Genomic DNA, 24,553 nt, shown 5'->3' on the forward strand with positions numbered 1-24,553 from the left:
AAACTATTGAAGGGTTACGAATATGGAAAAGAAAAATCGAGTGATGGAGCATGTCTCTGATCCTAAACAAAAAAAACATATCTTAACTAATTATCTCTTTGAAAAAGAGCTAAACATTAACGAGAAGGGAATTCTCGCAACTGCACAAATCGTAACTGTCAATGATGATACCATTATATTAAAACTTTCTTCTGGTTGGGATTTCGAAAAAATTAGATCGTTTAAAATGAGTGCCGTCTTAGCCAGATACGTTGAAATTGATTGCAACGTGGTTTCCATTCTCAGTGAGAATAAAATTGAAGTCAGAGTAGGAGAAGTAGGTATTGCAAAAAAAGATCGCAGTGCTCCTAGAGTTCCTGTAAGTGAAGAAGGATTTATAAAAGTTACAAATATAATCAGTTCTAAAACAATCATCGAAGCAAATATGTTTAATATTCCTACGCTTGTGAGAGTCAATTTCGAAGAATATGAAAAAAAAATACAAGCCCTCTTTGAAAAGGAGGATTCTGTTTCCATTCAGATCTTTGGAGAAAATTTAGATCGAGAGTTAGAGATCGTCAAGAAAGAGATGCGGCCATTGCTACTCCGTGACACTCTTTCCGAAGATTCCTATCAAATGTCCGATCCGCAATTTATCAATTATGATGAACTCATAGACGACCAGATAGCCAATGAGATAAAAAAATATAGAGACAGTCAGATCCTTTCCATGCTCATTTTGCCGATCATTTACATCAATGAATTGGAAGAACACATTCCGATTGGATACGTCCATGTGAAAAGCAAAACAAAGACGATCACTGAAGATTTAATCAATGCCATCCAGACTAAAATGGAGGAAATGATCGAAAGGATCAAAGATGCCAATCTCATCAAAACCGAGGATAAATTTCCCGTATTGGACGTATCGTCTACAGGACTAAAGATGGTTGTCAATCATCCAAAGTTAACAGAAACACTTCCGAAGCAGAAGGGATTCGGATTAGATATTGTTTTCAAAATGCAAACTCCCTTTCGTTTGTTTGCCAAAGTCGCATGGTCAAAGCTAAACCAAAAAGGGGAACTCCTGTTAGGCTTAGAAATCATCGGCATTGGCAAATCAAAAGTAGAGAAAGCACGTTTCCAAGAGAATATTGAAATTTTGAAACAACTCAATTTGAACCCGATTTAGATTGATTTTTGTTATGTGTTTATCTCCACCGATTCCTGAGGAATGTGAATATGAAATCTGAAATGAAAAAAGTGATCACAGTGGAGAGTTATATTGAATCCTTTCCCCAAAAAACCAGGTCTCGCTTAAAGAAGGTTAGAGCTTTGATTCTTAAAAATGCAAAGGAAGTGGTGGAGAGCATCTCTTATGGCATGCCAGCTTATAAAACTCATGGTAAACCCCTCCTTTACTTCGCCGGATATGAAAGTCACATCGGCTTGTATGCAACTCCATCAGCAAATGTCAAATTTTCGGATGAATTGTCCCTGTACAAACAAGGAAAAGGTTCCATCCAATTTCCTCTTAACGAACCACTGCCTACTGATCTGCTCCTAAAAATCATCAAATACAGAGTGGAAGAAAATCACCGTACAATTAAGAAAAAGAAAGCAAAGGAAGATGTTAAGGATTTGAAATCATGATGATCCGTTCGCTAGAATGGGAACAAATCCGAGTAAATTTAACTACATTTTTCAAAGCCTACAATCAATAAATTTCCATAAATCGGCTTGACGAACCCATTCTTGGCGATGATCTTTTCTGTGTTCAGGAGAGTTCAAAGATATGCAGTTTCTTCTTAATATTAAAAGAGTTATTTTTCAAAAGATCGCACCAGGGTTACTCATCGGGCTGATCTTACTTTCTACCTTACTTACGCTAACCTGTAAAAAAGAGGAAAAGGATAATAATGGTGGTCTGTTCTTACTTTTCCTACTAAACAGAAACACCACCACTGAATCTACAGGTTTTTTTATCACGATACCTGACGGTGTCGCGAAATAAGGAGAGGATCATGAAAAAAGTATATATCATCTTCGCGTTTGTTATTTTTTTCGGGCTCTCTTTCGATTTAACTTGGAAAGAAATGACACGTCAGTATTCCATCCATTCAAAGAAAGACTTAGTCATTGATGTTAGTATGGGAAGTGTGAAGCCCATATTTGCAGCTAGCTCCAATTGGGATGGAGTTCGAGATATCGCCAAGTTCACCAAAGATATCGTCAAAGGAATCGACTCCATTTTAGTAAATTTGGCTAGCTCAAATATCTTAAGTCAAACGAGCACAGTTACGGCTGTTAGCGGAAACTACACGTTTCGTTACACTCCAAATTTTAATGGCTCCGTTACGAGTGCTTCACTTGGAGCCAAAACTTATAAATCTAGTTTTGAGATTTGGTCAGGTTCAGGTTCAACTGCCACAAAAGCGTTAGAGTTGTATTTTGATAGCGCAACGGATAAATCGACCGGAAGCGGAGTCTTGGCCATTTGGCAACCTAACAAATTTGATACGAATTTGAATACTGCCAATAAACAGATTGAGTGTTCTATGGTCGGTGGTTCAGCAAACGGAACCATGGTATGTTCTTGGAATGGACCACTGGAATCCGCAGGAACCATCCAAGCAGCAAGGATTAAAGTCACTGCAAATGCAACTGCTGGAACCGTTAGCTACAAAGCGGCGGCCGTTCCTGTTACTTCAACCACATGCTCAGGTGGCAACGCGGATTATTATGCGATCGCCTTCATCACGAAAAATGTCTCCCCGTACTATTCGACAGCGAAATGGGGTTTCAATGACAATGCGATAGCGGCCACCTTATGCACAACTTCCAATACGACAAACAATGCGTATTTTAATACGAATAGTAACCCAAGTGCCACTGATTCTACAAAATACTTTGTTGCGGATGGTGTCACCTCGGATACAAACTCCTTTAATACAGGTGGCACATTGTATCCCACCATCGCATCCGTTGATTCTTTGTTCACGGAGATGACGAGTGGTTCGGATACGGATATAACTACCACTAAATTAGGTTCGATGACGATTGCTTTTAGAAGCACCGCAGCTCCTTAAGAATTTACGTGTCTTCCAAAAAACGCCGAAAGGTTAGATTGATCCTTGGGTGTTTTATCTTCGCGGATTTTGGAAGGCAATGCTGCCAATTGGATTGAGTATCACCTTTCATCACGAGTAAACTTCCATGAGCCAAAACAAGAGAAACCGTTTCTCTTGTTTTTTTATGACGAAAGGAAAACTTTCTTTCGGCTCCTAAACTCACGGAGGCAATGGTGGTGTTCTTTCCAAGTGATTTTTCATCATCGGCATGCCAAGCCATCCCCTCCTCTCCGGAATGGTATAAATTCAATAAGCAGGAGTTAAACGTTAAATCCATTTTCTTCTCAACGAGATCCTTGAGTGCCAGTAGGGAATTTGTCCAAGGAAGAGAGTGTTTCCTGGTTCCAGAATAATGATAGATGTACTCTCCATCTCCATACCATGCGACCTTACGTTTCGTGATGATGTGCTTGCCGAAAATAACTGCCTCATCGCTCTTCCAGGCGGTTTCCGATAAGATAGCCTCGAAAAAATTATCTGCTTCTAAGGGAGAGAGAATGAAACCATAATCGTTCACAATTCCATCATAAGGAAGTAGGTTGGTTTTTGGATCAGACGGAAATAGAGGCAAAGTTAGACCAGTTGTAACTGTGAGGCTTCCCAACCGATCATTGCCACTTTTCTTTCGCTGCCCCAATGGTACTGACCGAAAGCACCAGATGATTGGATGACCCGGTGACAGGGAATCAAGTAAGCAACAGGATTATCACCTATCGCGGAACCTACGGCGCGTGCCGCTTTTGGATGGTGCATGCTTTTGGCAATCGAGCCATAAGTGGTCAGCTCTCCTGAAGGAATTTTTAGAAGTGCTTCCCAAACTTTGATCTGAAAAGGAGTTCCTTTCAAATGCAATTTGATCTCACCTATATCGGACCAATCTTTCTGAAAAATCTTTAAGGCATTTTCTTGAAAGAGACTCGTAGCCTGTCTAAATTTTGCATTCGGGAATATGTCCATCATATTTCGTAAGGAATCAGTCTCATCATCTGAAAACGTTAGATGACAAATTCCTTTCTGAGTGGACGCACATACAAGATTCCCAAAAGGACTTTCTGTTAAGCTGTATTCGATGATTAGCTCCTCTCCACCATTCTTATATTCCCCAGGTGTCATACCTTCGATATTGACAAACAAATCATGCAATCTGCTAGTACCTGAGAGTCCTGCATCGAACGCGGCATCGAAAAGAGAAGTATTCGCTTTTTTTAACCTTTCCTTCGCATAGGCAAGTGTAGTGTATTGTAAAAATTTTTTAGGACTCACGCCGGCCCATTCTGTAAATAACCTTTGAAAATGAAAGGGACTTAAGTTCAACCTGCTTGCAACCTCATCTAGGTTTGGCTGAGATTGAAAGTGGTTTCGTAAATATTGAATCGACTCCGCGATACGTTTGAAATTGTCTTTTTCCTCTTCTTTCATGATCTCTAGTATAAAGACAGATTTGAAATGCAAAACCCGATTCTTGCTATTTTTTGAAAATAAATCACTTAGAAAGCGAAATTTTTTGTTGGAAGGGAATGAAACATCGCAAAGTATATACGGAAGAATGACTCCAACACGCGCGGTTCAAACCTTTCTTGATTCAAAGAAACAATCCTTACCCATCACAGATGAAGTCTGGAACTCCCTCAAGGGCTTTCGCAAATGGAATGAACCTGAGTTGATTGGACTTCGGAATGCCTCTTCCTATTTTCCCGATATTTATTTTGAAAAAGGTATGGATGAAGAAATCGAACGTCTCCTTTCTATCTATAAAAAACGAAACGTCCCTCATAAATTTTAATGAACCCAAATACCCCCAAGGTTCTCTACCAAGAGGCAAATCCTTACGGTTCTTTCACCGCTTTTCTTGAAGATGATGGCCGGACGATCTATCTCTACCTTCAATCTCATAACAATCCCGAATGGAAGATGAAATCTTTATGGATACGAAATCTGATCGATGCACCTAAAGAAAGAAATCCAGACGACTTTCAAACTGGTCTTGCTCCGATCCTCATCGAATCAGAAGTTTACAATCCCAAGGCAATGCCTTCCCTCACAGAAGATGAAATTCATTTTATTTGGGCAGAAGAAGGTGATGCCGTCGCTCTCTTTGTTGGCGATGAACTTTATGCATATCTCCCTCCTTGGTCTGGTATCAAAGGCATACAAGGGTATGCAAAGGAAGCGAAAGAGTCTGCGATCACAGCTTCTCCCTTAGGCGATTCCGATCATGGTGTCATAGCTGAGAGAGTCAAACTTTCCCGCAAATTTTGGGAGGCCACTGCTGAAAAAGATCATTGGAAAAAGGCACAGACTCTTCGTTTAGGTTTCTTAGAACAAAAGCTTGGTAAACATTACCAATATTGGTCTGCAGATGGAGGAACGTATCCTTCCTTGGGCATTGCCTCCTTTTATCCAGAAGAATATCCTGGAATCAAAGTGTTTTCAACCATTGGCATGAGTGTGCAAAACCAACCGAGTGTAGAGTTATATCACAAACAATTTGAAGACTTTGCACGCATCGAACTTGTGCTCGCAGTAAAATTAAATCCAAATGAAGAAGACCATACGGAACAATGGGTGCAACATGCGCTTGGAGAGATGATCAAATTTCCTTGGAATACTGGCATCTGGTTTGGACATTCTCATACGATACAAAATCCACGAAAGGATCCAGACCAATTGTACTTAGATTTCAATTGGTTTGTTTTCAATAACATCACGGATGAACTAGACTCCAGTCGCAATCAAGATGTACCACAACTTCATGGACTCGTTTCAGAAAATGGAAAGAGAGTCAATTTTCTCATTCTCACTCCGATTTCGACAGAAGAACGCATTTGTTTTATGAGAGAAGGCTCACATAAGTTTTGGGAGACCTGGCGCAAAGAAGGCTTTACCTTTTATCATGATTCCGAGCGTAGAATGTTAGAATTCTAAATTTGTAGGAATAAAAAGTACGATTAAAACATAGATTCTGTCCGTTACTAAAAGTGATATGGCAGAAACATACAATAAATACTTTAACTTAGAGTTCGAACCATTTGAATTGGAACGAATCTTCGCGGAAAGAAATGATTCCACTGGTTTTTTCCTCGCGACCGTTTTCCAAAAAAGATTTTCCGAAGAAGTGAATCTGAAGCGCCATGAAGACCATAAACTATGGCTCCAATCAAAAAGATTACGGTATTTAGCACTCGATGGGATACAAAAAGTATCTGATGATAGTGGAAAAGTAGAATCTGCCTCTATTTTATATCTATTAACCTTTTTTGATCATACGAGCATCACCGAAGTTGGTTTCGAAGATACTTGCCATATCCTAATGAAACGTTATGATTTGCCTTCTCTCATCTTAAAATTACCGGATTCGGACCATTTAGAGATATGGGGAAAGGATGCTTCTCGGAAAGTTTATAAGAATGCTGCTCATCCTAACATAGATTCATTACTAAAATCGCTCTTCCATTCCATCAATAAGAAGGATCATTTTCAATTTATAGGCATTGAAAGGCCCAATTATGAAAAAAAAACAGGATTTTCAAGTAGTAGAAGGGGTTTTACTAGGGCAATCGCGTAACCGCGTGCCTTAAAATGAAAAAACCCGCAGGTCTTGCGGGTTCACACAATCTTACTCCGACAGAATCGGAGGAAGAAACTTGCTAAGGTTATTTCTTAGCTTTTTTCTTTGCGGCCTTTTTCTTAGCGGCTTTCTTTTTTGCGGCTTTCTTTTTAGCAACCATTGTGATCGTCCTTATCTTTAATTTCAATCAACTCAAATCCTTGGCGCATTCAAGTTGATTGATACGACATAATTAATTCATATCAATTTTAATGTAAAGAAATTTTATTTTTTACAGGAATTTATTTTATTTTTTTTCCCTGCTAATACACATTCTACGGAACATTGATGATAATCTTACCAAATGTATTTCCTTTTTGAAATTTTTCTACTCCATCGATCAAATTTTCGAATGAAAACGTATCACCAATCACTTGTGGACTTAAGTTTAAGTCGCGAAGTGCATCAAAATGTTTTTTTAACGTCTCAATTTCATTCCACAACCATATCAAATTGAATCCCATGACGGATTTATTTTCTGAAATCATCGCAAGAGGATCAATTTTCGGTCTGATTAGATACTGATAAGCGATTCGTAACCAATTTCTTTTAGAAGATGTAGGCGTAAATACTGCACTACCATAGGTGATGAGCCTTCCCATGGGAGATAAGGCTTCGTAACTGTCATAAAAATAATGACCGCCCGTGCATTCGAGTACCAAATCTAAACGTTTTCCTTGTAAGATGTGTTCCAAATCTTTCTTAAATGATGCCGATCGTAGAATATAATCATCATATCCAGCATTTTTTAATATGGGAATCTTAGATTCACTGCCAATCATTCCGATTGTATGTGCATTCCATTTTTTTGCGATTTGATTTGCAAGAAGACCTACACCACCAGCGGCACTATGAATCAATATCGTTTGTGATTTTTGAATGTTTCCGAGTGGAATCAGTGCATAATAAGCAGTCAATGCTTGTACAGGAAAGGCCGCACCCTCTGCAAAGGACCAATCATTAGGCAAAGGAAAAATAGTATCTGTATGGATGTTGAGATGTGTAACATAGGCACCAAACCTTGTGGTTCCATAAATTTTATCTCCCTCTTTATAATTTTTTACCTTCTTACCAACTGCGATGACTTCTCCTGCATACTCAAGTCCTGGTATGAAAGATTCCTTCGGAGTTGCTGAATACAAGCCAAAGATGGAAAATACATCGGCAAAATTTAAGCCAATTGCCCGTATATGGACAGTTACTTCGTCTTCGTTTGGTGGCTTAAGTTCTTCTTCTCTACGGACTAAACCTGAAATGGATCCAGGTTTCACGACTCTATATACTTCTCTCTTCATCATTTTTTATAAAAAAATCGAATTCCATTGCCAAGAAAAGATTTTTCCATGGTACTTGAGACGCTTAAAAAAAACACAAGAAGCGAAGAGAGAATGAATTGGAATTAAAAATCACTCCACTCAATCAAATGCATAGAGATTTAGGAGCCAAAATGGTTCCTTTTGGTGGTTGGGACATGCCAGTACAATACACAGGCATCATCCAAGAACATTTAGCTACGCGATCCCACGCTGGGCTCTTTGATGTTTCTCATATGGGAGAAATATTTATCACGGGATCGGAAGAAGACATCCTTTCTTTATTGGAAAAAACCACCTGCAATGTCATCGCAAGTATGCATGACGGCCAAGTGCAATACAATGCGGTCCTTAATGAAAACGGCGGTCTTGTCGATGACATCACTGTTTATAAATTTTCTGACACAAAATATATGATCTGTTCAAATGCCTCAAATTACCCTGCTGTCGCGAAACATTTACAAAAATATGCAAGTGGTACATGCAAGGTTGAGGACAAAAGTGCAGACTACCACCAATTGGCGCTCCAAGGTCCCAATGCCAACGCGATACTAGAAACGTATCTAGGTCGTGAATTAAATTCACTATTGTATTATCATTTCATGGAATTCAAGATTGATGGTGAGACCATCATCCTATCACGCACAGGTTACACAGGCGAAGATGGATTTGAAATCTACACTTCCATTCCCCTCGGTCTAAAACTCTGGAAGGATTTACTGGAAGTGGGTAAGTCTTTCGGTTTGGTTCCCGTTGGACTAGGAGCGAGAGATACATTGCGCTTAGAAGCAAAGTATCCATTGTATGGACATGAACTCAATGACGAGTGGTCTCCCGTTGAATCAGGGATTGGATTTATCGTTAAAGAAAAAAATATTCCTTATTTTGCATACGATCGCATCCAAAAGGAGAAAAAAAATAATCCTGCAAAAAAAGTCGTTGGTATTATTTTAAAAGAACCTGGTGTTCTTAGGGAAAATTTTCCCATCTTTTCTCTAGACGGGAAAGAAATCGGTAAAACAACTTCAGGGACTCATTCCCCTAGTCGCAAGGAATCTCTCGGGATGGCAATGTTAGAATTTCCATTCACTAAGAACCAAACCGAGATACTTGTTGAAATTCGTGGTGCGAAAAAACAAGCGATCGTCGAAACTGCTCCCTTTGTTAAGGGAAGCGTGAGAAACAATACTTCAAAATAAATTAAACGGAGAATTAACATGGCAGAAACGAAAGCATTAGAAGGCTATTACTACACAGAAAAGCACGAATGGGTAAAAATGGAAGGCGATACGGCTCTCGTAGGCATTACTGATTTCGCACAAAATGCTCTCGGTGATATCGTATTCATCGACTTACCAAAAGTTGGCAAAAAAATCAACCAGAAAGACAGCCTTGGAACCATTGAATCAGTTAAGGCCGCTGAAGATTTATATTCACCTATCTCTGGTGAGGTTGTTGAAACAAATGGATCTTTATCATCAAATCCAGCAAATGTGAATACTGAGCCATTCACAACTTGGATGGTTAAGCTGAAAGGTGTCAATGCAGCGGAGCTCAGCTCCCTTTTAAATGCCTCTCAGTATAAAGAATACGTTTCCAAATTAGATTAAGTTTCGGAGCAGTCAGTGAAATCAGAATCCAAATCCATTCCCTCCGCCTTTTTACCTAGCGATACATTTTTAAGAAGACACGTTGGGTCTGATGATCATCGCACCCAAGAGATGCTAAGTGCCATTGGTTATCAAAATTTGGATTCGCTCATTGATGATGCTGTTCCTAAAAATATCCGTCTCAAAAAAACGTTAGAACTAACAGAACCTCTTGGCGAGTATGCGCTTCAAAAAGCTCTAAAAAAGATCGTTTCAAAAAACAAGATGTTTCGGTCTTATTTAGGACTTGGGTACAATGCTTGCATCACGCCACCCGTCATCCAAAGAAACATTCTGGAAAATCCTGGTTGGTATACAGCATACACTCCTTACCAGGCCGAGATTGCCCAAGGGAGAATGGAAGCGCTCATCAATTTCCAAACCATGATCACAGATTTGACGGGTATGGAAATCGCAAACGCTTCGTTACTCGATGAAGGAACTGCGGCAGCGGAAGCCATGTCCATGCTCTTTGCAATGAAAGACGATGCGCAAGGAAAGTCCTTCTTTGTATCGCAATCCATCCACCATCAAACATTAGATGTCATACGTACTCGTGCCATTCCTCTAGGTATCAACATAGTCGTTGGATCTTTTAAAAAGATGGTGCCCTCTTCTGATTTTTTTGGAGCCATCGTACAGTACCCGTCTACAGATGGAACGATTTTTGATTATACTGATTTCATAAAAAGCCTACATAGTGTTGGTGCAAAAGCCATTGTCGCTGCTGATATTTTAGCGCTCACCATATTAAAACCACCAGGTGAAATGAATGCTGATGTTGTTGTTGGCAATACTCAAAGATTTGGTCTACCACTTGGCTTTGGCGGTCCTCACGCTGGTTATTTTGCAACAAAAGAAGAATTTAAACGCAATATGCCAGGAAGACTTATCGGTGTTTCCAAAGATTCTCAAGGAAAACCAGGATATCGGTTAGCCCTTCAAACGCGAGAGCAACATATCCGCCGGGACAAAGCGACGTCTAATATCTGTACTGCGCAAGTTTTGCTCGCGGTTTTATCTTCTATGTATGCGATTTATCATGGTCCTGAAGGATTAAAACAAATCGCATCAAGAGTCCATCATATGACGACTCTTCTTGCAACTGGTCTTGAAAAACTTGGTTTCAAAGTTGTATCGAAGCCCTACTTTGATACGATTCGTGTGGAACTCACGAAAGTTACATCCTCAGAAATCATTCATTTTGCGGAAGAAAAAGAAATCAACCTACGTTCTGTTTCTCAGCATATGATCAGTGTTTCTTTGGATGAGACTACGACTCTCTCAGACATCCAAGACATCCTTCAAGTTTTCAACGAAAACAAAGCTCTCCATTTTTCAATCGAAGAGTTGTCAAAAAAAGACGAATGGGCCATTCCGGAATCACTTGTACGAAAGTCTGGATATTTAACTCATCCAGTATTTAACAGTTATCATACGGAAACAGAAATGTTACGTTACATTCGTAGATTAGAAGCAAAAGACCTTTCCTTAACTACTTCTATGATTGCACTCGGATCCTGTACGATGAAGTTAAATGCCTCCACGGAAATGTATCCTGTAACTTGGCCTGAGCTCTCAACTCTCCATCCGTTTGTTCCCGAATCACAAACCGAAGGTTATCGAACACTCTTTGGTCAATTGGAGAAATGGCTCTGTGAAATTACGGGATTTGCAGAAGTTTCCTTACAACCAAATGCTGGTTCTCAGGGAGAATATGCTGGTCTGCTTGCAATTAGAAGCTACCACCAAAGTCGAAATGACAACCACAGAAATGTTTGTTTGATTCCCGTATCTGCGCATGGAACAAACCCTGCATCAGCCGTGATGGCAGGTTTTCAAGTAGTTGTCGTTGCCTGTGATGAAAATGGAAACATTGATGTCGCAGACCTAAAGAAAAAAGCAATCGAACATAAAAAAGACCTCGGTGCTCTTATGGTTACATACCCTTCTACACATGGGGTTTTCGAAGAATCCATTCAAGAGATCTGCTCTATCATCCATGAAAATGGTGGCCAAGTGTACATGGATGGAGCCAATATGAATGCGCAAGTAGGTCTCACGAGACCCGCAGACATTGGCGCTGATGTTTGTCACCTAAACTTGCACAAAACGTTTTGTATCCCTCATGGTGGTGGTGGACCTGGAGTTGGTCCCATTGGTGTCGCAGAACACCTTGCTCCATTTTTACCTGGCCATAGTATGATTGAAAATGGTTCCAATAATGGACAAGGTGCTGTCACTTCAGCCCCTTGGGGATCAGCTTCCATTACTGTCATTTCTTGGGCGTATATAGCGATGTTAGGTTTTGAGGGTTTACAGCATGCGACCAAACTTGCCATTCTTAATGCAAACTATGTGGCAACAAAACTTTCTCCTGCCTTTCCTGTGCTTTATAAAGGTAATAAAGGATTAGTTGCTCATGAATGCATCATTGATATGCGGGGATTCAAAAAGGATTCTGGTGTCGAAGTGGAAGATATAGCAAAAAGGTTGATGGATTATGGTTTTCATTCTCCAACCATGTCCTTCCCGGTGCCAGGCACTTTGATGATTGAACCAACAGAATCAGAATCCAAAGAAGAGTTAGACCGATTTATTGATGCCATGCTTTCGATTGCAAAAGAGATCAAAGACATTGAAACGGGAGTTCTCGATAAAGTGGACAATCCTCTAAAAAATGCACCTCATACCGCAGAGATGGTGATTGCTGATGAGTGGAAACACAGCTACTCTAGAGAGCGAGCGGCTTACCCTCTGACTTGGATCCGTTCCCGCAAATTTTGGCCAAGTGTGGGGCGAGTTGATAATGTTTACGGTGACAGAAATCTCATGTGTTCCTGCATTCCCATGGAAGATTACGTTTCCTAAAGAAACATGTCAGAAAAACGATTCTACGAGAAACATATTTTCATTTGTGACAACCAAAGGGCTCCCGGAGAACGGGTGTCATGTGGAAATCAAGGTTCACCAGAATTGATTAAAATTTTCAAACAAAAGGCCGCGAAAGCTGGCCTTCCTTATAAGTTTAGGGTACAAAGATCAGGCTGTTTAGACCGATGCGAACTCGGTCCGATACAGGTGTCTTATCCCGAGGGAATATGGTTCAAATTGAGAACTGAAGCAGATATTGATATCTTGATAGAGCATTATCTCAAGGCAGATGTTCCCGATAAATACAGCCATCTAACAGTGGATACGTCAGAGTAAAGTTTAAAGACCACCCACAAGTCCTGTCAAAAAGGGAGGGATGGGGCTTTCAAAATACATTTCTTTACCTGAAAACGGATGATTGAATTTGATCGAAAAAGCATGTAGCGCCATTCTCTGGTATTTTTTTGTAGCATCACCATATTTTGTATCACCAACAATTGGATGTTTGGCTTCCGCAAAATGAACTCGAATTTGATTTTTTCGACCCGTGAGAAGATCAATTTCTACTAATGAATATTTTTCCGTTTCCTTGAGGATTTTATAATCCGTAACTGAAAGTTTGCCGAGAGCTGGATCTTTGACGGAGTAAACAACTTGAGCTTTATTTTCCGTGAGATAAGAGTCTATCCTACCAGATTTTTCCTTCCATTTACCATGTGTTACAGCAATATATTTTTTTGACGTCTGATCCCAGGATTCTTGCAATTTCGATTTGGCTATTTCTGTTTTTGCAAAGATCAGTAACCCGGATGTATCACGATCTAACCTGTGTACAATGAAAATTCTATGTGGAGATCGGATGCTTCCCTTTTTCACGTAATCGGTCAATGAAGCGTAAGCGGTTTTCGACTTTTCTGAATCGGTCGACATAGTGAGTAATCCTGCAGGTTTATCGATGACCAGAATATCTCTATCCTCATAGATTATTGATAAACCTTTTGGTAAAAATCGTTGGTTTGATTTCGATGGTTTGCTCACTTAAGAACTAATGAAATCAAACCGTTGTATCTGTTCGATACTTTTTCAGTTTAATTTTTCAGCATATGGCAAATCATTGATCATCTTCCAACCATCACCCACATTGATGAATGAGAAAAATGTAAAAAATTTCATAACATCGCTTTGCAACTGCGTACGAACCACTGCCACGTTTCCCTTAATGGAAACGTCTTCAAATTTTAAACTTCGTTTATGCCCACCTAATTTTTTATCCCTCAGCATTTGCATGTAGGTTTCTTTTGTCAAAATGGTTACTTTTTTCTCACCTGGAAAGGCAACTGTGATGCGATATTCAGGATGCAATATCGCTTCCAAACTATTTGGATCCTGCTCATCGCCTGCCTTTAGGAATTGTGCTACCTTATCTTTGATTTCGGATTCGTCACTGGCTGCAAGGCCTGAGACCGCAACTCCGAATACCACCATTGTTAGTAATATTAGAATTTGATTGATCATGTTAAACTCCTAGATTTAATCATATAGTTAGTTTGCATACTAACTATATGAAGTCAATTCGTTTTTACCAATTTTTTTGAATCTTTTTTCACTTAAGAATGGCTGTTTTTTTGAATCATTTCGACGAGGAATTCTTTGGGAAAGGGGTGTTTGTTTGACATTTTCTGAAGTTGTTTCGATACCTTGGCTTCTGCTTTCAAACCTAATTCTGCCGTATTTTTACCCTTTGCTGTCAATGAGAGAAAAGAACTGCGAGCATCCGAAGTATTTTTTTTCATCTGAACCAAGCCTGCTGTCTCAAGCTTCTTTAAAAGACTGCTGATATTTGCTTTATCTCGCATCGTAATTTCACAAAGTCTCGAGGCAGTCATCTCCCCCCATTCATAAAGACTGATCACAATGCTCAGCTGTGGAACAGAAATCGCTAAAGGTACAATCTCCTTTTCCAAGAGTTCAACGGCAATGCGCCCAGCGCGTATCAGAAGAACTACTGATTCCATTTGGTTCCAATCTATTTTCATGGATTTCACAACATTTAGGAAATATGAATCTGTCAAAACTTAAACTAGAACGAATTTCAGATATTTTTGATTGAAATCTTTATCTCAAGCATATAAAATCGATAAGCTATCAGCAAATGCCTCTCATAAAATATGTGGAGATCCTTATGATTCGAAAACAAATCCTCCTTTTTATCTTTCCTCTACTATTGATACCTGCTACCGTTTTCTCTCAAAGCGGAGCTGAATTTTACAACCAAGGGATCGACCTTCTATATAACAAAAATAAGCCGAAGGAAGCATTGGATTTATTTTATAAAGCAAATTCTCTAGAACCAAATGTTTGGTCTAGACCATTTATGGTTGGTTATACGCTAAAATCTTATCTGCAGAATCCCGAGGCAGCGTTACCTTATTTAGAAAAATCATGGGACCTCAATTCCGAAGCAGATGAACTTCCTTTCAAAGAAACCATTGTTTGTTTAGAAAATTTACGGAAATTGGATGAGGCCATTTCTCGAAATTTAAAGGCTCAGGCAAATCTTAGAAGCTTAAACAAAATTCCGTCAACTTGGTTTACCGAAAACTTGGCTTGGCTCTATTTTTCTAAAGGTGATACGAACAAAGCGTTACAATATGCACCAGAAGGTTCATGGATCCGCGACCAACTATCACCGAAAATCATCTCTATAGATTGGAATGTACAACTTACAAAGTTACTCTCTTCCTGGAACATAAAAGATGGAAATAAATTACGGCTGACAATCCCGATCGATAGGCCTTACCAAAAACTGATTTCTGCAGAACTTACTTCCGACCTTGCGAATTTGAAAACGACTCGTATTGCAAAGCGAGGCAATCAGTTTTTTGAAATTGAAAAATCACAGAGCGAGGAATGGCCAGAGACCATTCAATTGAAATTCAAAGTAGAACAAAATCTCAAGAGCATGACTTCGCGACCCGCCAAATTAAAAGCAGCAAGAGCAGGAGACGAAAACTATGCTTGGGCAAGTGAAAATCGAGATGGTCTGTTTGCATTGGAAGACCCTGAATTTATCGCAAAAGTAAATCAAATCACTGCGAATGGACGAACTCTTGGAGAAAAAGCAGACTTGGCCCTTTCTTATCTTAGGTCGCATTACACTTATGGAGAAAGAGTCAGCGGAGATTCCGTGAAAGAATGGCTAGACCAAGGAACAGGTGATTGTGGGTATTTTACTTATATCGCCATTGGCATGTTACGTGCACTCAAAATACCTGTCCGAGGTTTGTACGGAATCGGACCGTGGGCAGATCCAGCACCAGCACTCCCTCACTCCATTCTCGAAATCTATGATGCTTCAAAAAACCAATGGTTTCCCCACGATCCACAATCGGAACAGTTATTTGGTGTGATCAATACTTCCTATATTCCTTTTACGGCGGGAAATCCGAAACAAGATGCAGCTGTACTAAGCGAGGATGGTGTCTGGGAAATTGATAGTGTTTGGTTCTTTTGGAATGGAAGTGGCAGTGATACGATCAGCTTTGGGGTCCAAAATACAGGCAATCGCATTGCCTCCCGTAGCCTAAAACTGGAGAGTACAAAAAAAGCTCCTGATTATATTAAAAAAGTACAATCAGGAGGTCCGCCACCTACGAAATGAATTAGCTCGTTTCGATATCGGCCTTAATCCATTTTTTTTCCGCGATGCCTTTCTTCATATTTTCAATTAAGGCAACGGAGATGTTAGTATTTAACTTGATCATGTCGGGATCTTGCGCGAATAAAATCATCTCATCGATCATATAATCGATCAATTTTTCGATAGATTTCTGACCCATCGGATCTTGAGAAAGTGCAGCAGCTGACCTGGACACAGCCTGGTAGATCCCAAGACTTATTTGTTTTGTCAGATTGATCTGAAATTCTTTTGGAAGTAAGGAAATGGGTTTTAGATGATTTGCACTGCTTTCAGCAACTTCCGTGACAAGATTTTGGATCAGGGCCTTCAAATTTTCATTTTGTGCTGATTTTACTAAATTTTTGATAACAACTTTTTTCAATTCACTTCGATTCTGATCAATGGCGCCGACAAATTGATCCAATGAATTTCCTGATTTTACTTCATTCTGTGCTTCCGTTAATATCTGTATGGTGACTAGATCAGAAATTTCTTCCTTAATGATATTGCTATAATACCGAATTGATCGACTGATTAAGTCGTTTCCCAATATTCTTGTAAACTGATTTGTCTGAAGCAATAGATAGATTTTATATACACGCACCAATCGAAAGAATCTAAATTCAACGATCGGAATCAAACCTAAAACATCATACCAATGATATACGGGATATAGAAACCAGGCAATGTAAGATTTTTTCCTAATTGCTAAAAACCAGCTGATTGCAAATTCAGTTAAGAAAAACGCAAGGAAAGGTGCATCTAACAATAGATAATGATTTACAGGTTTTCCATCGGGTGCGATCGCACGATAGTAATTTAAATCAAAATAAATGCGCAGATTGTTATTAAAAAAAGCCACCTTATCTTCAATGGATCGATTTGAATCCCTCCAAAACCAGGAAAAGGCTACAACTGTTGAGGGGATGCGATCTCGATTTAAGTATGCATCAAGCTCCTGCCTAACCTTTATATCCCTCGCTTTGGTTTTATGAGCCTGGTATTCGGCCTTAATTCTCTCTTGGATGCTTGAAAAGTTCTCATTTTGTCCCGACATTGCAAAAGGATTGGTCTCAACAATTTCAAGCATCTTCTTATCCATACCAATGAGGATTTTCTGAATCTCTGCGGCTTCCTTACCAGGTAAACTCAACCGATTGATAAAACTATATTTCTCCGAAAGTTCGATCAAATCATTGATATCGTCGGTTTCTTCAAGTACACTAAAAAAATCATTCAATTGAAATAATATACTTTCGATTTTAATTCGCCGCAAATCCGCATCGGCAATGTTTAAGCTTTGCTCAAATTCTGTGTACAACCGATCAAATTTCTCACTTTGAACAACCGTCTTTAGATTTTGCAGAACAGAATAGATTTCTTCTCTTGTTTTTTTCCTTTGGCTCTCTCTAAAATCTGCATCTCTTAGTTTTGTCAAATAAACTAGGTCATCAATATAACCAGTATAAGCTTGTGTAGTCCGATGAGGTTCAATCCCAAGAATGGGCTCATCGTAAATTTCTAGAATCTTTGGGAAGTTTTCAAAGTAAAAGGGACGTAGCCAAAGATACGTTAAATCAAACATGATGAGACTTAGGTTTCCAAGAACAATGAAAACCATAGCAATGTCCCAAAGTAGTGGTATGCCCAGTTTATGTTTTTTTAGCAATTCCCAAGAAATCATTTTAAACCTTCTGATTACATATTTCTACGATATTGGCCACCAACTTCATATAAGGCTTGCGAAATCTGACCAAGAGAAGCCACCTTCACCGTTTCTAGAAGCTCCGTAAATACATTATTCTTATTGCGCGCGCAGTCCTTTAATCTTCCCAGCGCGGAAGAAATCTTGTCTTGATTGCGCTTTTTAAACTCATTTAAACTCGTAATCTGTTTGGTTTTTTCCTCATCTGTGGAACGAATCACTTCGGCAGGAATGATTGTGGGTGAACCATTTTGATTCAAGTATGTATTGACACCGATGATGGGATATTCACCTGTATGCTTTAATGTTTCATAATACAGTGACTCTTCTTGAATTTTATTCCTTTGGTACATGCGCTCCATGGCTCCAAGGACACCACCTCTTTCGCTGATTCGATGAAACTCTTCTAATATCGCTTGTTCAACGAGATCAGTGAGTTCCTCAATAATAAAGGCGCCTTGCAATGGATTCTCATTCTTTGTTAGACCTAACTCTCGATTGATAATCAGTTGGATGGCTACAGCCCGCCTTACAGATTCCTCCGTTGGTGTCGTAATCGCTTCGTCATAGGCATTTGTGTGGAGAGAATTGCAATTATCATAGATTGCGTATAGAGCTTGGAGTGTGGTGCGGATATCATTAAAGTCAATTTCTTGCGCGTGAAGGGATCTTCCTGAAGTTTGGATATGATACTTTAACATTTGCGAACGATCATTTGCCGCATACTTATACTTCATGGCCTTTGCCCAAATTCGTCTGGCAACTCGCCCAATCACCGAATATTCGGGATCAATCCCATTAGAAAAAAAGAAAGATAGGTTAGGAGCAAAATCATCGATTTTCATCCCACGACTTAAATAGTATTCAACATAAGTAAATCCATTGGAAAGCGTAAAGGCTACCTGTGTGATAGGATTTGCACCTGCTTCCGCTATATGGTAACCACTGATAGAGACGGAGTAGAAGTTACGGACATTTTGTTCGATAAAATAACTTTGGATATCTCCCATCATCTTTAGAGCAAATTCTGTTGAAAAAATGCAGGTATTTTGAGCTTGGTCTTCTTTAAGTATGTCTGCCTGAACCGTTCCTCTAACTTTCGCTAGGGCATCTTTCTTTATTTTTTCATAGACTTCTTTTGGCAGAACCTCATCCCCCGTGACGCCAAGTAATTCGAGCCCGAGTGCGGTGTTTCCTTTAGGCAACTCTCCATCAAATTTTGGACGATTTTGGCCTCTCTCGCGATAGATTTTATCTATCTGTTTTTGAATCGGATCATCTAATCCTTGTTCTTTGATATATTTCTCACAGGTCTGATCAATCGCAGCATTCAGAAAAAATGCGAGTACCATAGGTGCCGGACCATTAATGGTCATAGAAACGGAGGTAGCGGGATCGCAGAGATCAAACCCGGAATAGAGTTTTTTTGCATCATCGAGGGTGGCAACATTTACTCCAGAATTTCCGATTTTGCCGAAGATGTCTGGTCTGAGGTCTGGATCCTCTCCATAAAGAGTTACAGAGTCAAAAGCAGTAGACAGACGTTTGGCGGGCATATTCGCACTTAAATAATGAAATCTACGATTTGTCCTCTCAGGGCCGCCCTCTCCCGCAAACATTCTCGTGGGGTCCTCACCACTACGCTTAAATGGAAATACCCCTGCGGTGAACGGAAAGAAGCCTGGAAAATTTTCTTGGCCTGACCAACGGATGATATCACCCCAATCCACAAAACGTGGTGTAGCGATTTTTGGAATTTTAATATGGCTGAGTGATTCCGTAAAGTTTTCTACTTTAATCTCTTTGCCGCGGACAAAATAACTATAGTGCTCTTTTTTAAAAGAATCGATTCGTGATTTCCACTCTTCTATGTGGTTTTTTGATTCCGAATTTAGTAGATTCCAAAGATTTTGAAATTCGTTCTCTAAGTCTTTTGTATTTTTGCCGTTCTTGGCGAGAATGTCGATGGCACCTTTGATTTGATAGGCGCCTCTCGCGATCTGAGCTTGCTTTTCGACCAATTGCGTGTTTCTCTCGATTTCTTCCTTGATTTCTGCAAGGTAACGGACTCGGTCAGGAGGTAGCACGACTGAGATTTGATTTTTCGATTTAAGATTTTGATAGTTGGATTTCCAATCCAATTTTGCTTTTTCAATCACTTGACCAATGAGATGAATGTACAATTCATCGGTCCCAGAGTCTTGAAATTGAGAGGCTATGGTTCCAAAGACTGGCATTTCCTCTAACGATTTATCAAATAATTGACGGGAACGTTGGTATTGTTTTTTAACATCACGTAGAGAGTCGAGTGCACCAGGCTTATCAAATTTGTTGATCGCAATAAAATCGGCATAGTCGATCATATCAATTTTTTCTAACTGAGTGGCTGCACCATATTCAGGCGTCATAACGTACAAAGATGTATCTGCAACCTCGGTGATTTCGGAATCACTTTGTCCTATTCCAGCTGTTTCCACAATGATCAAATCAAATCCTGCAGATTTTAATATTTGGATCGCACCTTTTACGCTTCGATTCAACGCGATATTTGCTTCACGTGTTGCAAAGGATCGCATATACACACGTTTATCGAAAATAGAATTCATTCTAATCCTATCGCCTAGCAGTGCCCCGCCCGTTTTTCGTTTAGATGGGTCCACGGAAAGAATGGCTATATTTTTTTCTGGAAAGTCAGCTAGAAACCGTCTCACGAGTTCGTCGGTTAACGAGGATTTACCGGCACCTCCCGTTCCCGTAATTCCAAGGACTGGAATGGTCTTGAGTGAAGGAGGAAATTCCAATTTTATAGATAAGGAGGCAGAATCTTTTAATAAGGAAAACTCCATTTGCGTGATTGCTTGACCGAGCGCCAAGGGATTTCGTTTCATTACATGTGAATGCAAATCTCCGTTGAAGGAAAGCGGCGTGAGATGATCAGATTTTTGAACCACATCATTGATCATACCTTGCAGGCCCAAGGTTCTTCCTTCATCAGGAGAGTAAATATGTGTAACACCGTAATTATGTAGATCCAAAATTTCCGAAGGAAGTATGGTTCCCCCTCCGCCACCAAACACTCGTATATGTGGCGATCCATATTCCTTTAATAAATCGATCATATATTTAAAATATTCAACGTGACCGCCTTGGTAACTTGTGAGCGCGATCCCTTGCACGTCTTCTTGAATGGCACATTCTACGATTTCTTTTACGCTTCTATTATGCCCGAGGTGGATCACTTCCACTCCACTCTGCTGCAGAATCCTTCGCATAATATTGATAGAAGCATCATGCCCGTCAAAGAGCGAGGCGGCAGTTACAAAGCGAATTTTGTTTTTGGGAGTATAGGGAGAGAGTTCCTGTGTCATACAAGAACAGGTATCTCAAAAGAAATGAGAAGATTCAATTGCAAATTGAAACTTCTCATCAGTACTTTTAGAACTTACGGAAGTTCGATTCGTTAATCAGACTCAGGTGCGTGGATGAGCTCCCTGACACGCTTTTCCATCATATCCGTAAGTTCTTTCGCTGCCTTTTTCTCAGGACCTATTGGAAATTCGGAAGGTAGGATCGGTTTGCCAATATTATAACGAATTTTGGTCTTAAACGCGGCTCCCGTTAAAAATGCAATGGGCTTGGACATATTTCCGGCACCAGAAATGCCTGATGGTATGATCGGCACATTTGCTCGAATCGCAAGCTTTGCCGCCATTGCTTTGAAATGCCCCATTTCTCCCGAGTCAGAGCGTGTTCCTTCTGGATAAATGGAAAGGACTTCGCCAGATTTCATGAGGCCAACCATATAATCCTCGAGTTGCACATAATAATCCATCGCAGCTCGTTTGTCCATTTCCGAATCACTCGCCGCGTTTCGGATGATGGGAGTTCCGCCCCAACTGAGAAGGTTTGCCTTCACAATTCCTCCCAAGGAAGCAAGACCCGCTTCCACTAAGGGCTTAGTAAAACTGAGAGGGGGGAAATGGAAGGGAGAATTTGGATGATTGATGTATTTGAGGATGTCTTCCTGAGGGTGAAAGAGCTCGTATTTCCCTAAATAGACGATTTTCCTATCTGTGTAGGTCCCTTGGACAGGGACATCCAGGTAGTCAGTGTGGTTGGAAATGATGAGAGCACCGCCAGTTTCCGGAATGAATTTTGATCCAGTGACTTTTACATCGTAGATTAATTCTAGTAGGTTCCGCAATATCGTTTTAGGAACTTCCCGCGGAATGACAAATAAGCTCTCTAAACTCGGAATTTGTTTTTCATCCATAAGAACAGCTCTTATATGAAAATAAAACTTTATGAAATCAAGTTGGATTTTCACTCTAGAAGGAAAATCCTATGCAAGTGACTCCTTTTCTTTCCGATTCGATCCTATTTTCTCTCGAAACCCTCCAATCTTTGCATGGGATGGACGGTGAACTTGGAAGCCTGCTCCAGATTCTGTCTCTGATCTGCCATTATCTGGGTGGTACCCTATTTTTTTTAATCCTCATCTCTCTAACCTATACAATGTTTCGACCAAAACTCGCCCTCGAGTTATCCATCGGTCTTCTCACTGCTGGTATCATCATCGCGCTTGCAAAGTTCTTTTTCGAAAGTCCCCGTCCCTACCCCTATCCACCAGATTTTGAAGAAAAAGCTTTCGGTCTGCCTTCTGGACATTCTTATGTAGCCGTTGTCGTTTGGGGATTATTAGCATATCGCATAAGGAACATTTGGTTTCGTGCAATGAGTTTTTGTATCATCATCTTTACGCCTTTTTCAAGAATGTATCTAGGATTACACTTTTTGGGTGATGTGATTTTAGGATGTGTTCTGGGCGTCATTCACCTAATGATCATTTTATTTTTAATTCGCCATTTAGATCAAAAGAAACTCAAACATTACTTTTTCCAAACTGACAAGCATCGTACGCTCTCACTAATCGGGATGCTTCTCACACTATCTATTATTTTGCTAGATTCAAATTCTGCCTCAAGTGAACATTTTTTTAGTCTTTCCAGTGCTATGACATCTGCCGGAGCCTTAGCTGGCTTTTGGATGGGATTGTTATTTTATCCAAAATTTTCTAAAGAACATTTTTTAGACTGGGGATTGCCTTTTACGAATGGAAAAATTGATTATCTCGGGATCCTTATTCGCTTAGCTGTCCTGACAGTGATCATCGTTGTATTTTATTTATTGCCATCACAATTCTTAAAGAATAGCATATGGAAAGAGGATTTATTTCTCAGATACATGAGATATTTTTTGATTAGTTTTTGTTTGGTCTTTCTCTTTCCTGTCGTATTGCAAAGTATAGCTGGTGGAAAATTTCTTTTGAAAGTGAAAGATGAAGAGAATTAAAAACGTATTCACTCTCTTAAAGGCAGAACTGAGACGTGAAGGAGTTTTAAAAAACTCTTTTTTCGTCAGTGTTTCTAAGGCATTTTCCTCTATCATGAACCTAGCCTTCATGATTTACTCCGTTAACCTCATTAGTAAAACAGAAAATGGAAAATTTCAATTCTATTTGAGTTTACTGCCTGTTGTGCTTGCGATCGCCGAATTTGGACTTCCAAATGCTCTCATCAAATACATCTCTCCGCTTGCTGATAAAGGAGAAGATCCAGGAGCCATACTAAGAGCATCTCTTCGAATCAAGTTTTATTCCTTTTTAGCTCTCGCGATCCTTGCTCTGATATCTTTTGCTTTGACGCTTGAAAACTATCTTGTTCTCGTAGTATTATTGTTTGGTGGAATTATCGTCTCCTTTATATCTTATTTTGAAAGTCTATTTATTTCTTACAGAAAATATATAGCCTTGTCACTTTGGAACCCGCTTCCTAATATCCTTCGACTTACGATTCTTTATTTCATTGCCGAAACATCCATTCATCCACTTACCTATCTGGATATCTTAACCATTTTTGCCATTTCGCCAATTTTCATTTTGTTTTTGTTTTTTTTCTTTTTTGGTGGAAAAGAGATCACATGGTCTGCTCCCGCGAAAGAAGTAAGGGAGAGCGAAAAGAAATTAATCCTTTTCAATCTTTGGGCATTTACGGCTTCCATATTCGCGATACTTTCAGATCGTCTAGAAGTTTTCTTTCTAAATCAGTACCACAGTCCTGAAGCCGTCGCAGATTACGGTACCGCATTGCAACTGTTTAGTGGATTTGTCATCATATTAGCTACTTTTAACTCAATCATTTATCCTAAGCTTTCTAGGCTTGCTGATTCTGATGAGTTTCCTGTTTTTTTAAAAAAGGCAGTGATGCTAGGTGCCTTGATTGCCCTTTGTCTCCTGCCAGGGATTTTACTTGCCGAACCTATTCTAAATTTATTATTTGGTGCCAAATACTCAAACTCGATTTCAGTTTTTAAAATACTATATCCAAATTTTTTGTTACAATTAGTTTTTGCACCTCTAGGCACCGCATTATTCGCATTAGGACAGCCAAGAATGTTAGCAGGATTAGCTCTACTGAGATTACTTTTTGGTGCTATGTTTGATTATCTCATCATTCCTGACAACGGAGCCAACGGTGCTGCTATATCCATGTTTCTTGGTCAGATCGTCTCATGGTTGATTTTGGTAGGATATTTTATGGCATTTTTCAGAAAGTGA

The 24,553-nt window shown here is 39.7% G+C and carries 23 protein-coding genes; 14 read left to right on the plus strand and 9 right to left on the minus strand.

The features are described 5' to 3' along the window. The first annotated feature begins 22 nt into the window (after positions 1-22). The 4 genes from EHQ58_RS06970 (at position 23) to EHQ58_RS06985 (ending at position 3,068) form a co-directional block, all read left to right on the plus strand. Positions 23-1,171: a DUF1577 domain-containing protein gene (locus EHQ58_RS06970; RefSeq protein WP_135623161.1), complete on the plus strand. Its 1,149-nt coding sequence runs from the start codon at positions 23-25 to the stop codon at positions 1,169-1,171. Positions 1,172-1,221: 50 nt separating this feature from the next. After that, the gene (locus tag EHQ58_RS06975) at positions 1,222-1,632 is read left to right on the plus strand and encodes an iron chaperone (protein ID WP_135623162.1); all 411 of its coding nucleotides are present in this window, start codon (positions 1,222-1,224) and stop codon (positions 1,630-1,632) included. 142 nt (positions 1,633-1,774) lie between these two features. After that, complete coding sequence (locus EHQ58_RS06980) at positions 1,775-1,993, plus strand: hypothetical protein (RefSeq protein WP_135623163.1); 219 nt, start codon at positions 1,775-1,777, stop codon at positions 1,991-1,993. Positions 1,994-2,003: 10 nt separating this feature from the next. Beyond that, entirely contained in the window at positions 2,004-3,068 is a 1,065-nt protein-coding gene (locus EHQ58_RS06985) for an LIC_12337 family protein (RefSeq protein WP_135623164.1), read from the plus strand. 4 nt (positions 3,069-3,072) lie between these two features. Here EHQ58_RS06985 and EHQ58_RS06990 read toward each other — a convergent pair whose 3' ends face one another. Further along, positions 3,073-3,714 carry an alpha-ketoglutarate-dependent dioxygenase AlkB family protein gene (locus tag EHQ58_RS06990; protein WP_425460474.1) on the minus strand — a complete coding sequence of 214 codons (642 nt, stop codon included), beginning with the start codon at positions 3,712-3,714 and terminating at the stop codon, positions 3,073-3,075. Next, on the minus strand, positions 3,684-4,529 hold the full coding sequence (locus EHQ58_RS06995; protein ID WP_135623165.1) for a bifunctional helix-turn-helix domain-containing protein/methylated-DNA--[protein]-cysteine S-methyltransferase: 846 nt from the start codon (positions 4,527-4,529) through the stop codon (positions 3,684-3,686). Before EHQ58_RS06995 ends, EHQ58_RS06990 begins: the two co-directional genes overlap by 31 nt. A gap of 127 nt (positions 4,530-4,656) precedes the next feature. Between EHQ58_RS06995 and EHQ58_RS07000 the strand changes: the two genes are divergently transcribed. From EHQ58_RS07000 to EHQ58_RS07010, 3 genes are read left to right on the plus strand one after another with little or no spacing between them, the layout of a single operon-like run. Further along, complete coding sequence (locus EHQ58_RS07000; protein WP_135623166.1) at positions 4,657-4,893, plus strand: hypothetical protein; 237 nt, start codon at positions 4,657-4,659, stop codon at positions 4,891-4,893. Next, the gene (locus EHQ58_RS07005) at positions 4,893-6,035 is read left to right on the plus strand and encodes a suppressor of fused domain protein (protein ID WP_135623167.1); all 1,143 of its coding nucleotides are present in this window, start codon (positions 4,893-4,895) and stop codon (positions 6,033-6,035) included. The genes EHQ58_RS07000 and EHQ58_RS07005 overlap by 1 nt, the downstream gene beginning before the upstream one ends. A gap of 58 nt (positions 6,036-6,093) precedes the next feature. Further along, entirely contained in the window at positions 6,094-6,675 is a 582-nt protein-coding gene (locus tag EHQ58_RS07010; protein ID WP_135623168.1) for a hypothetical protein, read from the plus strand. A gap of 317 nt (positions 6,676-6,992) precedes the next feature. On the opposite strand, the gene EHQ58_RS07020 is transcribed toward EHQ58_RS07010, so the two are convergent. Next, positions 6,993-8,012 carry a zinc-binding dehydrogenase gene (locus EHQ58_RS07020; RefSeq protein WP_135623322.1) on the minus strand — a complete coding sequence of 340 codons (1,020 nt, stop codon included), beginning with the start codon at positions 8,010-8,012 and terminating at the stop codon, positions 6,993-6,995. A 98-nt stretch (positions 8,013-8,110) separates the two neighbouring features. Here EHQ58_RS07020 and gcvT point away from each other — a divergent pair, with 98 nt between their 5' ends. The 4 genes from gcvT to EHQ58_RS07040 are packed head-to-tail and all read left to right on the plus strand — an operon-like array spanning position 8,111 to position 12,889. After that, entirely contained in the window at positions 8,111-9,229 is a 1,119-nt protein-coding gene (gene gcvT / locus EHQ58_RS07025) for a glycine cleavage system aminomethyltransferase GcvT (protein ID WP_135623169.1), read from the plus strand. An 18-nt stretch (positions 9,230-9,247) separates the two neighbouring features. Beyond that, entirely contained in the window at positions 9,248-9,640 is a 393-nt protein-coding gene (gene gcvH / locus EHQ58_RS07030; protein ID WP_135623170.1) for a glycine cleavage system protein GcvH, read from the plus strand. 15 nt (positions 9,641-9,655) lie between these two features. Further along, positions 9,656-12,550 carry an aminomethyl-transferring glycine dehydrogenase gene (gcvP, locus tag EHQ58_RS07035; protein ID WP_135623171.1) on the plus strand — a complete coding sequence of 965 codons (2,895 nt, stop codon included), beginning with the start codon at positions 9,656-9,658 and terminating at the stop codon, positions 12,548-12,550. Between the two features lie 6 nt (positions 12,551-12,556). Then, a complete protein-coding gene (locus EHQ58_RS07040; RefSeq protein WP_135623172.1) occupies positions 12,557-12,889 on the plus strand; it encodes a (2Fe-2S) ferredoxin domain-containing protein in 333 nt (110 codons plus the stop codon). A gap of 3 nt (positions 12,890-12,892) precedes the next feature. On the opposite strand, the gene EHQ58_RS07045 is transcribed toward EHQ58_RS07040, so the two are convergent. The 3 genes from EHQ58_RS07045 to EHQ58_RS07055 all read right to left on the minus strand — a co-directional run bounded on the left by EHQ58_RS07045 (position 12,893) and on the right by EHQ58_RS07055 (position 14,568). Continuing rightward, on the minus strand, positions 12,893-13,591 hold the full coding sequence (locus tag EHQ58_RS07045; RefSeq protein ID WP_135623173.1) for an RluA family pseudouridine synthase: 699 nt from the start codon (positions 13,589-13,591) through the stop codon (positions 12,893-12,895). Between the two features lie 45 nt (positions 13,592-13,636). Beyond that, a complete protein-coding gene (locus tag EHQ58_RS07050; RefSeq protein ID WP_135623174.1) occupies positions 13,637-14,068 on the minus strand; it encodes a nuclear transport factor 2 family protein in 432 nt (143 codons plus the stop codon). Between the two features lie 92 nt (positions 14,069-14,160). Next, a complete protein-coding gene (locus EHQ58_RS07055; RefSeq protein ID WP_167883559.1) occupies positions 14,161-14,568 on the minus strand; it encodes a MarR family winged helix-turn-helix transcriptional regulator in 408 nt (135 codons plus the stop codon). A 167-nt stretch (positions 14,569-14,735) separates the two neighbouring features. On the opposite strand from EHQ58_RS07055, the gene EHQ58_RS18710 reads away from it, so the two are divergent. Beyond that, positions 14,736-16,214 carry a transglutaminase domain-containing protein gene (locus tag EHQ58_RS18710; RefSeq protein WP_167883560.1) on the plus strand — a complete coding sequence of 493 codons (1,479 nt, stop codon included), beginning with the start codon at positions 14,736-14,738 and terminating at the stop codon, positions 16,212-16,214. A gap of 1 nt (position 16,215) precedes the next feature. Here the strand turns inward: EHQ58_RS18710 and EHQ58_RS07070 are convergent, their stop codons facing one another. The 3 genes from EHQ58_RS07070 to EHQ58_RS07080 form a co-directional block, all read right to left on the minus strand. After that, on the minus strand, positions 16,216-17,916 hold the full coding sequence (locus EHQ58_RS07070) for a hypothetical protein (RefSeq protein WP_135623178.1): 1,701 nt from the start codon (positions 17,914-17,916) through the stop codon (positions 16,216-16,218). 14 nt (positions 17,917-17,930) lie between these two features. After that, positions 17,931-21,305, minus strand: a complete 3,375-nt coding sequence (locus EHQ58_RS07075) for a methylmalonyl-CoA mutase family protein (protein ID WP_135623179.1) — start codon at positions 21,303-21,305, stop codon at positions 17,931-17,933. A gap of 92 nt (positions 21,306-21,397) precedes the next feature. Then, on the minus strand, positions 21,398-22,210 hold the full coding sequence (locus EHQ58_RS07080) for a lysophospholipid acyltransferase family protein (RefSeq protein ID WP_210412787.1): 813 nt from the start codon (positions 22,208-22,210) through the stop codon (positions 21,398-21,400). 71 nt (positions 22,211-22,281) lie between these two features. Here EHQ58_RS07080 and EHQ58_RS07085 point away from each other — a divergent pair, with 71 nt between their 5' ends. Together EHQ58_RS07085 and EHQ58_RS07090 are read left to right on the plus strand one after the other, a co-directional pair. Next, positions 22,282-23,289, plus strand: coding sequence for a phosphatase PAP2 family protein (locus EHQ58_RS07085; RefSeq protein ID WP_135623181.1), 1,008 nt, complete (start codon positions 22,282-22,284; stop codon positions 23,287-23,289). After that, the gene (locus EHQ58_RS07090; RefSeq protein ID WP_135623182.1) at positions 23,276-24,553 is read left to right on the plus strand and encodes an oligosaccharide flippase family protein; all 1,278 of its coding nucleotides are present in this window, start codon (positions 23,276-23,278) and stop codon (positions 24,551-24,553) included. The genes EHQ58_RS07085 and EHQ58_RS07090 overlap by 14 nt, the downstream gene beginning before the upstream one ends.

It is taken from the genome of Leptospira ognonensis, from assembly GCF_004770745.1.
GTDB classification, from domain to species: Bacteria; Spirochaetota; Leptospiria; order Leptospirales; family Leptospiraceae; genus Leptospira_A; species Leptospira_A ognonensis.